The organism is Trebonia kvetii (assembly GCF_007827045.1).
GTDB classification, from domain to species: domain Bacteria; phylum Actinomycetota; class Actinomycetes; order Streptosporangiales; family Streptosporangiaceae; genus Trebonia; species Trebonia kvetii.
Genome location: NZ_RPFW01000001.1, coordinates 1,795,602 through 1,809,166, shown reverse-complemented (window position 1 = coordinate 1,809,166; position 13,565 = coordinate 1,795,602). Strand labels below are relative to the sequence as shown.

The following is a 13,565-nucleotide window of genomic DNA, read 5'->3' as shown; positions in this document are numbered from 1 at the left end:
CAACGGACAGGAGGCAACGATGCCATACCTGCTCTCCCGCCAGCGTCCCCATGTGAGCCCGCGCCGGGCACCGGCAGGGCCCGCAGCTATCCTGCTTGCCCTGCTGCTATCCGGCGCGGTCACCGCGTGCACCAGCACCGCGACCACCGCTAACCCGCAGCCAACCACCGCCGACGTGGCGGACCTGTCCGGCGCCGGGTCCACCTTCGACGCGCCGTTCTTCGACCTGGCATTCCCCGCCTACGAGCAAGCCCACCTCTACACAGGGATCAACTACTCCGCAGTAGGAAGCAGCGCCGGCATCACCCGCTTCACCGCCGGGCAAGTCGACTTCGGCGCCACCGACGTCCCCGCCAGCACCGCCGACCTCGCAGGCGCCCGCGGCGGCCCCGCCCTGCAGATCCCCGTCGACCTCGGCGCCGTCACCGTCGCCTACAACGTCCTGACCCTCAGCAACGCCCCGCTGCGCCTGACCGGCCCGGTCCTGGCCCGCATCTTCCTCGGCCAGATCACCAAATGGAACGACCCGGCCCTGACCGCCCTCAACCCCGGCGCGCAGCTGCCCGACGCCTACATCACCGTCGTGCACCGCTCCGACGGCAGCGGCACCACCTACATCTTCAGCAACTACCTGTCCCAGGTCAGCCCGGCATGGGCCAGCTCCGTCGGCACCGGGCGCAGCCTCCGCTGGCCGGCCGGCACCGGCGCCGACGGCAACGCCGGCGTCGCAGCCGACGTCTCCCGCATCCAGTACTCCATCGGGTACACCGAACGCTCCTACACCACCGGAACCAGCCTCGGCAACGCCGCCATCGCCAACCGCGACGGCCGCTACACCATGCCGACCACCCCGGCGATCGCCGCCGACGCGGCGGCGAAACCCGACATCAGCCCCGATGACTTCTCCATCGTCAACGAGCCCGGCCCGGCCGCCTACCCGATCACCGGCTACAGCTGGGTACTGATCTACCTCCGCCAGCCCAGCCAGCCCGTCGGCCAGGCCCTGGTATCACTCCTCACCTGGCTCACTCACGCCGGCCAGGCTTACGCCGGAACTCTCGGCTACGTGCCACTGCCGACTGTCGTCCAGCAACTCGCCGCAAGCACGCTCGCCCTTGTCACCGGCCCTGACGGAACTCCCCTTGCCAGCTAACCGAAGGGGCGCCCGCATACTTGTCCAAGCCGGGTCTCATTGCGATGACACCCTCGCGCGCGTCCCGCCTACCGGTCTGCCTCCGTGGCGATCTCGGCGATCAGGTCTTCGACCAGTTTCCTGATCTCATCCCGGATGGGGCGGACGGCCGCAGTGCCCTGGCCAGCCGGGTCATCCAGCTTCCAGTCTAGGTACCGCTTGCCGGGGAAGACCGGACAGGCGTCACCGCAGCCCATAGTTATGCACACGTCCGAGGCCTGGACCGCCTCGATGGTGAGCACCTTGGGGGTCTCGGCTGAGATGTCGATGCCGACCTCGCGCATCGCTTGGACCACCGCCGGGTTGACCGTGTCGGCGGGGGCAGAACCGGCAGAGCGGACCTCCACCCGGTCGCCCGCCAGGTGGGTCAGCCAGGCGGCTGCCATCTGCGAGCGCCCGGCGTTGTGGACGCAGACGAACAGTACGGATGGCTTGTCAGGCATTATCGGGTCTTTCTGTCTCGGGTGGGACGTTAACTGTCATCAGCAGACCGCTGTCACCGGACACCGATCGCAGACGGCAGCGGCCCGGGTCGCCTCGTCTGATGAGGTGATCCGGGCCGCTTGCCGCGCTGCGCAGTCCGGTCAGGACTTCTTGGCCTTGCCCCTGCCGGTGAGCTTGCGGATGATGATCGCGATCGCGGCGCCGATCGCCGCCACCGGAATGACCCGCTTGAGCACCGGCACCACGACGAACTTGAACGCGTTCAGCGACTCTTCCTGCTTCGGCGCAGGGGTGGCGGGCTTGACAGCGACCGGAGCGGCCGTGCCCGCCTCGGCCTCAGAGGAGGCATCGCCGCCCTCGGCCGCCGGGGCCTCAGCGGGCGCGCTGTCGGACTCGATCAGGGCCTGCAGGTTCGACGCGAACTGCGCGATGAGCTTGCCGCTCACCTCGGGCAGCAGCGAGCGGCCGAACTGTGCTGGGCGGCCGGTCACGTTCAGCGAAGTGTGGATGGACACGAGCGTGCCCGCCGCATCCGGCTTGAGCGAGGCCTGCACGTGGGCCGACGCGGTGCCCGCGCCGCGGGTCTCCTTGCCGGTCGCCTCGATCGCGATCGCGTGGTTCCCCTGGTCCTTGTCGGTGAACTTCGCGGTGCCCTTGTAGGTCAGCGAGAGCGGACCGAGCTTCACCTTGACCTGGCCCTCGATCTCGTTGCCGTCGTCCGAGATCGACAGGACGCTGGCGCCCGGCATGCAAGGAGCGATGCGCTCAACGTCAAGCAGGACGTCCCACGCCTGCTCGGGCGGCACGGGAACGATGAATGAGTTGTCAAGCTCAATGGCCATGCGACACTACTTTCTCGCCGGTTAATGTCTAAACGGCAATCCTATGCGCATCGGGTTTCCCCGTCCCGGGCAGGCCAAGACCCAGGACAATCGCGGGGCCGGACGCCAACGCCAGGCCCCGCGATTTGTCACGACAACCCTGCGGCGACGGCGAGGGCTCGGCCGGTTAGCACGCGGGCGAGGTGCCGCCGGTAGTCGGCCGCGCCGCGCAGGTCGCTCGGCGGGTTCGTGCCCTCGTCCGCGCTCCGCGCGGCGGCCGCGAGCGCCGCCCCTGATGCCTCGGCGCCGGACGCCGCCGCCTCCACCGCGTGCGCGCGGACCGGCACGGAGCCCATGTTGGTCAGCCCGACCCTGGCCTCCGCGACGTGCCCGTCGGACCGCCGCGCGACCGCGGCGACGCCGACGATGGCCCATGCCTGGGCGGTGACGTGGAACTTCTCGTACCGGTAGCCCCAGCCGTCCAGCTTCGGCACCCGGATGGCGGTGAGAATCTCACCGGGGGCGAGCGAGGTGGTGAGGTAGTCGGTGAAGAAGTCCGCCGGCGCGATGGTCCGCGAGCCGGACGGCCCGGTGACCACCAGGGTCGCGTCGAGGGCGGTGACGACGGCGGGCAGGTCGCCTGCCGGGTCGGCGTGCGACAGCGCGCCGCCGATCGTGCCGCGGTGCCGCACCGCCGGATCCGCGATGGTCCCCGCGGCCTGCGCGAGCAGGCCGCAGTGCGCCGCGATCAGCGGATCGCGCGTCAGCTCGTAGTGCGTCGTCATCGCCCCGATCTCCAGTGCGGAGCCGAGGTCGCGCACGCCGCGCAGCTCATCGAGCCCGCCCACGTCGACGAGCACGGACGGGTAGGAGAAGCGCAGTCGCAGCAGCGGCAGCAGCGACTGCCCGCCCGCGATCACCTTCGCGTCCTCGCCGCCCGAGGTCAGCGCGGACACCGCCTCGTCCACCGAGGACGGACGGACGTAGTCGAACTTCGCCGGGATCACTGCGCGGCTCCTTCCGAACGCGCTTCCTGGATCGCCCGCCACACCCGTTCCGGCGTGCAGGGCATGGGGACGTCGTGCACGCCGAACGGCCGCAGCGCGTCCACGATGGCGTTAACCACCGCCGGCGTGGAGGCGATCGTGCCCGCCTCGCCGACGCCCTTGACGCCGAGCGGGTTGAGCGTCGACGGCGTGGTCGTCCGCGCGGTGGTGAACGACGGCAGGTCGGCCGCCGACGGGATCAGGTAGTCGGCGAGCGAGGCGGTCACCAGGTTGCCGGAGGAGTCGTAGGCCGCCTCCTCGTACAGCGCCTGCGCGATGCCCTGGGCGATCCCGCCGTGCACCTGGCCCTCGACGATCGTCGGGTTCACCACCACGCCCACGTCGTCGACCGCGACGTAGGAGCGGATGCGGACCTGGCCGGTCTCGGTGTCCACCTCGGCCGCGCACAGGTGGGTGCCGTGCGGGAACGAGAAGTTGTCCGGGTCGTAGGTGGCGTCCGAGTCGAGCGACGGCTCCACCCCGTCGGGCAGGTTGTGCGCGGCGAACGCGGCGAACGCGATCTCGCCGATGCTCTTGCCCTGGTCGGGGTCGCCGCGGACCGCCCAGCGGCCATCGGACCATTCCAGGTCGTCCGCGGATACCTCGAGCATCGCCGCCGCGATGACCTTGGCCTTCTGCCGTACCTTGTCGCAGGCGTTGACCAGGGCGGTGCCGCCGACCACCAGCGACCGCGAGCCGTAGGTGTCCATCCCCTTGTGCGAGATGGCGGTGTCGCCGTGCAGCACCCGCACGTCCTCGAACGCGACGCCGAGCTGGTCGGCGACGATCTGCGACCAGGCGGTCTCGTGGCCCTGCCCGTGCGCCGAAGACCCGGTCACCACCTCGACCTTGCCGGTGGGCAGCATCCTGATCGACGCGTGCTCCCAGCCGCCCGCCGCGTAGGCGAGTGAACCGAGGACGCGTGACGGCGCTAGCCCGCACATCTCGGTGAACGTCGAGATGCCGATGCCCAGGCGAACTGTAGTGCCAGCCGAGACCCGTTCGTACTGCTCCGAGCGAAGCTCGTCGTAGTGGAACAGCCTCTTGGCCTCGGCGGTGGCCGCCTCATAGTTGCCAGAGTCGTAGGTCAGCCCCGCGATGGTGGTGTACGGGAACTCCTCGTGCTTGATCCAGTTCCGCTCGCGCAGCTCAAGCGGGTCCATCTCGAGCTCGGCGGCCAGGTCGTCGAGCAGGTGCTCAATAGCATAGGTGGCCTCAGGCCGGCCGGCCCCGCGGTAGGCGTCGGTCGGGGTCTTGGTGGTGAACACGCCGGTGCAGCTGAATCGGTAGGCGTCCATCTTGTAGATCGCATTGAACATGAACGCGCCGAGCAGCGGCACGCCCGGCGTGACGAGCATCAGGTAGGCGCCCATGTCGGCGAGCAGGTCCACGTCGAGGCCGCGGATGCGGCCGTCGTCGTCCGCGGCCAGGCGCAGCCGCTGGATCTGGTCGCGGCCGTGATGCACCGCGACGTTCCCCTCGGACCTGGACTCGGTCCACTTGACCGGCCGCCCGAGTTTGCGGGCGAGCAGCAGCGCGAGCACCTCTTCCGCGGTGACCTGCAGCTTGGAGCCGAACCCGCCGCCGACGTCCGGCGCGATCACTCGGAGCTTGTGCTCGGGTATGCCGGTGACGAGTGCCAGCATGACCCGCAGCACGTGCGGAATCTGCGTGGAGGTCCACATCGTGAACTCGTCGCCGGTCTGGGCGCAGACCACGGCGCGCGGCTCCATCGCGGACGGGATGAGCCGCTGCTGCCGGTAGGTGCGCTCGATGACCACCGGGGCGTCGCGGAACGCCGCGTCGAGGTCACCCTGGCCGAAGGGCCAGGTGAATGATTTGTTGCCAGCCTCGTGCACCTTCGGCGACCCAGCGGCGAGGGCCGCCTCCATGTCGAGCACCGGCTCGAGCGGCTCGTAGGTCACGTCGATGAGTTCGAGCGCGTCGGCCGCTGCGTACCGGTCACGGGCCACGACGGCGGCCACGATCTCGCCGCCGTACCGGACGGTGTCCACCGCCATCGACGGGTGCTCGGGGATGACGATGTCCGGTGTGACCGGCCAGGCGCAGGGCAGCGAGCCCTGCTCGGCCGCGAAGTCGGCGCCCGAGTACGCGGCGATGACGCCAGACGCCTCCTTGGCGGCGGACAGGTCGACGGAGGCGATCCGCGCGTGCGCGTGCGGACTGCGGAGGAACGCGACGTGCAGCAGCCCGGGCAGGGTGATGTTGTCCGTCCAGTTGGTCTGCCCGGTGATCAGCCTGGCGTCTTCCTTGCGCTGCCGTGCCTTGCCGACCTCGAGCGCGGGAATCTCGGTGGCGGTCATGCGCTCGCCTCCGCGGTTGAACTGCCGCTGGCGGCCGCCAGGACGGCGCGGACGATGTTCTGGTAGCCGGTGCAGCGGCACAGGTTGCCCTCAAGCCCGTCCCTGACCTCTTCCTCGGTGGGGTGCGGGTTGTCGCTGAGCAGGTCGACGGCGGCCATGATCATGCCGGGCGTGCAGTAGCCGCATTGGAGTGCGTGCGCCTCATGGAACGCCCGCTGGAGCGGGTGCAGCTCGCGGGAGCCGTTCGAGAGTCCCTGGATCGTGGTGATCTCCGCACCGTCGGCCTGTACCGCCAGGACGGAGCAGCTCTTCACCGACCTTCCGTTGAGCAACACAGTGCACGCACCGCAGTTAGAGGTATCGCAGCCGATGGGAGTCCCGGTGCGCCCGGCCTGCTCCCTCAGGTAATGAACTAGAAGCAATCTGGGTTCGACGTCGTCCTCATAACGCGCGCCGTCGATCTTCACGCTGATTCTCACAACGCGGCCTCCTTGCCGTGCCAGTTGCGCCTGTGCACACGGTAAGACCAGCGTTGCGGCCTGCACCAGACCCGCTATCCCAATGTCAAGACTAATTGCGTGACGCAATTATTATTTGCATGGGGCATTTCGCGCATTAACCAAAGCGGCCGTGGACGTAATCCGCCGTACGAGGATCGTGCGGGTCCCCGAAGAGCTGCTCGGTCGTGCCAGACTCGACAATGCCGCCCGGCTCGCCCGCGCCGGCGAGGAAGAACGCGCAGTAGTGCGAGACCCGCTGGGCCTGCTGCATGTTGTGCGTGACGATGACGATCGTGACCTGGCTGGAGATCTCGGCGATGGTCTCCTCCACGCGGCGAGTGGAAGTCGGGTCCAGGGCCGAGCAGGGCTCGTCCATCAGCAGCACGTCGGGCGACACGGCAAGCGACCGCGCGATGCACAGCCGCTGCTGCTGGCCGCCGGACAGCGCGCCGCCCGGGGTGGACAGGCGGCTGCGGACCTCGTCCCACAGCCCGGCCCGGCGCAGGCAGGACTCCACGAGCGAGTCCTTGTCCCGCACCTTGATGCCGGCCAGCCTGAGGCCGCTGAGCACGTTGTCGTAGATCGACATGGTGGGGAACGGGTTGGGCTTCTGGAACACCATCCCGATCCGGCTGCGGACATGCTGCGGACGCTGGCTCGCGTGGTAGATGTCCTGCCCGGCGAGCAGCACCTCACCGGACAGCTGCGCGCCGGGGATCATCTCGTGCATCCGGTTGAGTATCCGCAGGAACGTGGACTTGCCGCAGCCCGACGGGCCGATCAGCGCGGTCACGCTGCCGGGCGGCATGTCGAGGGTGACCCGCTCGAGCACCTTGTGCTTGCCGAACCAGGCCGACACCCGGCGCGCCTCGAGCCCGTAAAGCGGAGACTCAAGCGGCTGAGTCTTCGGATAGGCGGTTTCAGTCATCGGATTCCCCTACTGCAGATTTGGGAGGAGGGCTGACAGGCTCTGGTACAGGTTCCAGACGATGGCGAGGAGCACCGGTACGGCGACCACCCAGGCGGGCCAGCGGGCCCACCTGGCGGCGAGGAAACTGCCGGCGAGCGCGGCGGCGGCCAGAGCGATCGCCCAGGCCATGGCGGAGATCAGCGCAAAGGAGTCGCGGCCGAGCGCGGTCTCAGCGGCGCTGACCGATGGCAGGTAACCGGATGACTGGAACGGCGTGGTGCTCTTCGCGTCTGCCACCACCACGTTCACCAGCTTCGCCTCGACCTCGATGTAGTGCGCGGGCGCGAACCGCGAGTCCGCGGTCACCAGCAGCAGCTGGTTCGGCAACTGGCTGAACGGGACCGGCTTGCTGCTGTCGGACACCGCGATCACCTGGTAGTTGGCCACGCCTTGGCTGCTGGTCGTGGCGATCGTGTCGCCCTTCGCCAGCTGCGGAAGACGCTCGAACGGCGCGCCGAACGTCGCTCGCCGTCCGAACACCACCGAGACGCCGCCCTGGCCGGGAAGCGGGGTGTCGCGCAGATGGCCCGGACCGGCGGTGAGGTTCTCCGGGCTTGTTCCCTCGACTACCACCATGTTGCTGATCCCGATCGCGGGCACGGAAAGCAGTGCCACCGGATCGCCGGGCGCGGCGGCGAGGGATGCCGGGCTCGCTGGGTGGCCGGGAATGACCGGGCCGGTCGGCGCCAGCGCGAGGCCGAGCTCGCCGCGCATGGTGGCGAACAGGGTCGTCTGCGCCCGGGCCTCCTGCAGGCCCGACAGGAAGTACAGGTAGCCGACGAACCCGAGGATCAGCACCGCGAGCAGGGTCAGCGTCAGGCCGGCCGAGCGGACGATCGTGTCCGACTGGCGCGGCCGCGCTCCGGCGCGGCTGACCGCCGGGCCGGGCAGGCCCGGCCCCGGCGGGCTGGTGGTCGGCGCGGTCACCGGATTACCGTCCTCGTCTGCGGCGCAGGTACGCCGCCACCGACGGCGGCGCGGCCACCGCCGCCGCGACGCCGAGAGCCGTGATCACCGCGAGCAGGATGCGGTCGGCGCCGCTGCCCGGCACGTTGATGACCGAGCCGGTGATGTCGGTATTCAGCGCGTTGCCCGTGGTTCCGCCGCTGCCTCCGCCTCCCGAGCCGGACCCGCTTCCGCTACCAGTTCCACTGCCCGTCCCGTTGCCGCTCCCGGCGCTGCTCGTGGCCGCGGCGGACGCCTGGCCGGTTGCGCCGGGCGAGGGCGAGCTTGTTCCCGACGGTGTGGTGCTCGCAGTCGTGCAGGATAGCGGCGAGCCGGCCTTCTGGCACTTATTCGGGTACGGTGCCTGCTTGAGCAGGATGTCCTGGCCGTTGACGAACGTGGGGTTGTTGCAGGTGCCGTAGCTGTGGATGTCGGGTGCGCCGACAGTACCCGGGATCTTGTTGACCTGCAGGAACGCGCCGGTAACGAGGTTGATGGGCAGCGGCGAGTAGCCGAGCGCGGCGGCCTGCTGCTGCCCCTGGCACAGGTAGAAGTTGATGTACGTGGACAGTGACTTGCCGACCTCGCTGTTGAAGATCGGCGGCTGTTTACCTGCCGTGGTCGGCACGATGAGGTAGCTGTAGCTGGACAGCGGATAGCTGCGCGGGTCCTTGTAGTTGTAAACGTTGTCCAAGTTCTGCTGCAGGAAGTCCTTGCTGGTCTGGTCCTCGTTGATCTGGGCCTGGGTGAGCGCGACGGCCACGTTGGAGGCCGTGGGCAGCACGTAGTACCCGGCGGCGTTCTCCACTGCGACCACCGGCCAGTGCGCGTTCAGCGCATAGGCGTACTCGTCGTACCCGATGGCGCCCTCGCCGTAGCTCGAGGTGATGTAGACAGAGACCGCGTTGGAACCGCTCTCCAGCTTGACGTTGCCGAACTGGGGATAGAACTCCGTCTGCGGGCACGGCAGCTTGATACCCGGGTGAACCTTCTGGCAGAACGCGTCCCACTGCTGCGGGAACTCGTGTGCCATCCAGCGGGTGAAGAAGAACGTCGCGCCCGAGCCGTCGGACCTGACGACAGGGATGATCGGCTCGTTCGGCAGCTGCGCGCCGTAGTCCTTGGTAATCGCCGGGTCGTCCCAGTTGGTGATCTGGCCGGTGAAGATCTTGATGATCGTATCGCCGGACAGGCGCAGGTTGGTGATCTGGTGACCGCCCACCGTCACGTGGTACATGAACGCCGTGCCGCCGCCCACGTCGGGGATGTAGGAGTAGCCGTAGGACGGAATCTCCGCGCCGGTGTTCGCGAGTTCGTCGGCGCCGTTACGGAAGGGCGGGTCGGACGCGGCGAAGTCAACCTGGCTGCCCTGCATGTAGTCGCCGCGCCCGGCCGCGGAGCCGTCCTCGTTGAAGTTGACGGTCAGCCCGTTCGACTGGAGGTCTTGCGCCCACTGATCGAGCGCGACGGCGGCCCAGGAGGATCCCGAGCCGGACAGCGTGGCGTACGTGCCAGCGGACGCGGGCGACGCGGTGGTCGTCAGCGCGAGCAGCGCCATCGCCGCGGCGGCGCCGACCGCGAGCGGCCCCTGCCACCGGGCCGGAAACCTGATCATGGATTCCTCTTTCTGATGGTGACGCGAACGCGCCTGGGGCGCATGCGTCCGATCCTGCGGCCTCCGGCGCCAAGCGCGGCACGCGCCTCAGGACTGCCGAGCACCAGCGCGGCCGGCCCGGTGACGAGGAGCACCGCGCCCCCGACGAGCAGGGCGAGCACCACCCAGGACATCCCGGTGGCGGCCGGGTGGCTGAACGAGACGACGATCGAGCTTGCCGCCGGGCTTGCCGACGCCGACGGTGAGGCGGACGGAGACGCTGCCGACGGCGAGGCGGACGGGGACGCGGAAGCGGACGGCTTGGGCTTCGGCTTGGGACTGCCCGTCTGGTTGAGCACCGCGTCGGCCGCCTTCAGCGTCTGCTCGCGCAGCGCCTGCGTCAGCGGCAGGTAGCCAGCGGCGAGCTGACCGGGTGCGGTGCCCCCGGTCTGGCCCGTGGTGGCGATGTCGTCGAGGAACGTGGCGATGGCCTTGGCCTTGGCCTTTGAGATCCCGCTGGTGGGAACGATTGCGTAGATGATCATCGTCAGCGGGTAGGCGATCGGGTCCTTGGCCGTGTAGTTCATCGACCGGGTGATGCCGTCAGGGTTGACCGTCATGTCCTTGACCGCGGCGGCCATCGAGGCGGCGGTCGGCGTGACGTATTTGCCTGCGGCATTCTTGATTGCGGCCGCCGGGATGAGGAACCGGGCCGCGTCGGCGTTGTCGATGACCGACCACAGGTCACGGTTCCCGTTGATCTGGGGCGGCAGCGAGTCGAAGTTCCCCGTGGTGGGGTCCTTGACGTCCTGCGTTCCCGGCTGCTGGTTGAGCGCCATGTCGTTGGCGAGCAGCGTCAGCGGGTACACCGGGGCGTCCTGGCTGGACACGGGCATGTACGGGTCCATCGGCAGGAAGCCGGTGATGGGGTACTTGAGCCCTAGGTAGTAGGTGTTGACGTGCATGCCCCAGGGGTCGAACTGCCCGGCGAGGAAGCCGGAGGCGTCCGAGTCGGAGGCGATCCAGCTCGTCGTCTCCCAGGTCATGTCGCTGTTGCCGGAAAGCACGATCGGAATCTCGTAGCCGGACGGCTGTGAAGCGTTCTGCCAGATGGACGAGCCGTTCAGCTTTTTGAACTCCGGGTCCGCGTACAGGTTCTGCGGGTTGTTGTCCACCGCGTTGTCGCAGCCGAAGGCGGAGCTGCCGCCGTTGGGGCACGAGTCGTTCGTGTACGAGTAGGAGGTGGTCAGCATCTTGACAAGCAGCCGGGCGTCCAGCCTGATGTTGGTGAACGGCTGGCCGGTGGTGGTGTTGTCCACCCAGTAGCCGGCGTCCGTCGCGGTTATCGCGACCGGGGCGTACGCGTACTTGGTCTTGGCCGCCCCGGTCAGCGGCTGGGTGGTGAAGGCGATGTCGTCGACGCCCGACTGGAAGTAGCTCCGCGCCTCGCTCTCGTTCAGCGAGCCGTTGTACTGCACCTCGACCGGGTTGCTGCCGAAGCAGAAGCCCGCCTGCCACTGCTGCATCGCGGTAGCGAGCATGGGCGAGCCGCCCGCCGTGATGTCGGCGGCCCGTAGCGGGCAGCCGCTAGGGGTGCGCGCGAAGGTCAGCGGGATCACGATCCGCTTGGACCACGAGCAGAAGCCGTTGGGGGTGAATGCCGCGCTCTTGGCCTCGGAGAACGCGTACTGGCCCAGGTCGGTGCCTCCGACATCCAGGCTGTGGTTGCCGCATTTCGGCTTGGCGAAGTCGAGGCTGTCGCCGCCCTGGCTCGGCACGACCACCAGCGAGCAGGGAGTGGTCGCGTTACAGCCGAGGAACTGGTTCTGCACGTTGGTGAACAGCAGGATGTCCGCCTTGCCGGTGCCCTGGGCCGTCGTGGTGGAGTATGACGTGTTGCCAGGACCGTACTTGCCGAACGCGGCAGGCTCGCCGCCGTTCGTTGCGTCGTAGCAGTCGTCGGGTGACTTCGGGTTGGTGCCCTTGCACTCGGCGAGCATCACCGGGTAGTCCGTCTGCGTGTTCTCGTAGGTGAGCTCGCTCGACGGGGTGAACCCGGTCCAGCTCACCTGCACCATCTGGTTGACAAGGCCCTTCACCTGGCTGACCGTCACCGTGCTCGCCGTCTTGTAGTGCGAGTCGTCGGTGTTCGGCACATACATGTACGGCCCGGTCACCGTGGTGCTGCCCGCCGGGTGCTTGACCTTTTTGGGCTTCTTGGCCGGCTTCTTCTTCGTCTTGGTCGGCGTCGGTGTCGGTGTTGGCTTGGGCTTCTTGGTCTTCGTCGCGGACGGCGTCGGCGTGCTGGTTGGCGTCGCCGTGGTGGTTGATGTCGCGGTCGCCGTCGCGGAGCCCGATGGCGAGGTGCTCGGGGTAGCCGTGCCGGTGGCGGTGCCGCCGGCCGTCGGGGACGCGCTCGACCACGCGGGGGTGGCGGCCGCCGCGGTCTTGGCGCCGCTGGCGAGCGCCGCACTCGGCGCCGCGGCGATCATCGCCATCCCTGCCGCGGTCGCCGCGATGGCGAGCAGCCTCCTCATCGGCCCGTCCTTCCCGTCGGCGGCGCGAGGCGCAAGGCGGCCACCCGCTGCGCGGCCTGCCGCTCGAGCTTGCGGCGCTGGCGGCGTGTCAGCTCGCCAGGCGCGCCGCCGCCGAGGCGGCGCGCGATCGTGAACAGCACGAGCACCAGCGCGATGAGCGCGAAGCCGCCGCCGAAGGCCCTGGCGTGATCGGCGAGCTCAGGCTTCTGGATCTCGTTGTAGATGTAGAGGGGGAGGCTAGTCTGCCACCCGTTGAACGGGTTCCAGTTGTATGCGTTGGAGTAGCCGGAGACGAGCAGCACCGGCGCGGTCTCGCCGATACCCCGGGCCATGCCGAGGACTACGGCGGTAGCAAGGCCGGACCTGGCCGTCGGCAGCACCACCATGAGCACGGTGCGCCACTGGCTGCCGCCGAGCGCGTAGGACGCCTCGCGCAGCGTCCCTGGCACGATCCGGAGCACGGTTTCCGATGCCCGGGTCACGATCGGCAGCATCGTCACGGCGAGCGCGATCGCAGCGGCGAAGCCGCTCTTCGGCAGCCCCACGGTGAGCACGAAGAACGCGAGCACGAACAGGCCCGCGATGATGTCGGGCAGCGCGGTCATGGCGTCCACCAGGGTGCGTACCGGGCGGGCGCCGGGGCCGCCCACCTCGGCCAGGTAGAGCGCGGCGGCGATGCCAAGCGGGACCGACAGCAGCGTGGCCAGCGTGAGCTGCTCAAGAGTTCCGACGAGCGCGTGCCCGATGCCACCGCTCGAGATCGGGCTGAGCGCCGCGGTATTGACCATGGACTCGGTGAAAAAGGAGGTGCGGTTGACCACCGTGAGTCCGCGTACCAGGGTGTAGCCCACCTGGTCGATGACCAGGGCGGTGGCGAGCAGGCCCGCGGTGGTGAGCCCGACAGAGACCACCCGGTCCCTGACGGCGAGCCGGTTCCACTGGAGTGAGGCCACGCCCGCGTAGCAGAGCAGGAAGAGCCCGTACCAGCAGAGCCAGAAGCCGAGCACGCCGGTGAAGGGCAGCACGCGCTCGTAGAGCACCCAGCAGAGGGCAAGCGCGGCCGCCGCAGCCCCCAGGATGGTCAGCGTGCCCTCGGCGGTGATCTCCCTGATCCGGATCGGCGCGTCGGGCGCCGGCTCGCCGGGAGGCGCGGCGGCAGTGCCGAGCGCGCTATCGATGTCGGTGGCCACCT

The 13,565-nt window shown here is 69.1% G+C and carries 11 protein-coding genes; 1 reads left to right on the top strand and 10 read right to left on the bottom strand.

Annotated features, from left to right (window positions below; translation table 11 throughout):
• Positions 1-19 precede the first annotated feature (19 nt).
• Entirely contained in the window at positions 20-1,153 is a 1,134-nt protein-coding gene (pstS, locus tag EAS64_RS08205; protein WP_145852036.1) for a phosphate ABC transporter substrate-binding protein PstS, read from the top strand.
• A 68-nt stretch (positions 1,154-1,221) separates the two neighbouring features.
• On the opposite strand, the gene EAS64_RS08200 is transcribed toward pstS, so the two are convergent.
• From EAS64_RS08200 to pstA, 10 genes are all read right to left on the bottom strand, one after another.
• On the bottom strand, positions 1,222-1,635 hold the full coding sequence (locus tag EAS64_RS08200) for an arsenate reductase ArsC (RefSeq protein WP_145852034.1): 414 nt from the start codon (positions 1,633-1,635) through the stop codon (positions 1,222-1,224).
• Between the two features lie 141 nt (positions 1,636-1,776).
• A complete protein-coding gene (locus EAS64_RS08195) occupies positions 1,777-2,478 on the bottom strand; it encodes an SRPBCC family protein (RefSeq protein WP_222849080.1) in 702 nt (233 codons plus the stop codon).
• Positions 2,479-2,606: 128 nt separating this feature from the next.
• Positions 2,607-3,464, bottom strand: a complete 858-nt coding sequence (locus EAS64_RS08190; RefSeq protein WP_145852032.1) for an FAD binding domain-containing protein — start codon at positions 3,462-3,464, stop codon at positions 2,607-2,609.
• Positions 3,461-5,827: a xanthine dehydrogenase family protein molybdopterin-binding subunit gene (locus EAS64_RS08185; protein WP_145852030.1), complete on the bottom strand. Its 2,367-nt coding sequence runs from the start codon at positions 5,825-5,827 to the stop codon at positions 3,461-3,463. Before EAS64_RS08185 ends, EAS64_RS08190 begins: the two co-directional genes overlap by 4 nt.
• Positions 5,824-6,306 (bottom strand): (2Fe-2S)-binding protein, encoded by a 483-nt coding sequence (locus EAS64_RS08180; RefSeq protein WP_187365762.1) that lies wholly within the window; start codon positions 6,304-6,306, stop codon positions 5,824-5,826. Before EAS64_RS08180 ends, EAS64_RS08185 begins: the two co-directional genes overlap by 4 nt.
• Before the next feature lie 136 nt (positions 6,307-6,442).
• On the bottom strand, positions 6,443-7,255 hold the full coding sequence (locus EAS64_RS08175) for a phosphate ABC transporter ATP-binding protein (protein WP_145852028.1): 813 nt from the start codon (positions 7,253-7,255) through the stop codon (positions 6,443-6,445).
• Positions 7,256-7,264: 9 nt separating this feature from the next.
• On the bottom strand, positions 7,265-8,224 hold the full coding sequence (locus EAS64_RS08170) for a sortase domain-containing protein (RefSeq protein ID WP_145852026.1): 960 nt from the start codon (positions 8,222-8,224) through the stop codon (positions 7,265-7,267).
• Between the two features lie 4 nt (positions 8,225-8,228).
• Complete coding sequence (locus tag EAS64_RS08165; RefSeq protein ID WP_145852024.1) at positions 8,229-9,857, bottom strand: substrate-binding domain-containing protein; 1,629 nt, start codon at positions 9,855-9,857, stop codon at positions 8,229-8,231.
• Positions 9,854-12,373, bottom strand: coding sequence for a hypothetical protein (locus EAS64_RS08160; RefSeq protein WP_145852023.1), 2,520 nt, complete (start codon positions 12,371-12,373; stop codon positions 9,854-9,856). The genes EAS64_RS08165 and EAS64_RS08160 overlap by 4 nt, the downstream gene beginning before the upstream one ends.
• Positions 12,370-13,563 carry a phosphate ABC transporter permease PstA gene (gene pstA / locus EAS64_RS08155; protein WP_145852021.1) on the bottom strand — a complete coding sequence of 398 codons (1,194 nt, stop codon included), beginning with the start codon at positions 13,561-13,563 and terminating at the stop codon, positions 12,370-12,372. The genes EAS64_RS08160 and pstA overlap by 4 nt, the downstream gene beginning before the upstream one ends.
• Positions 13,564-13,565 lie beyond the last annotated feature (2 nt).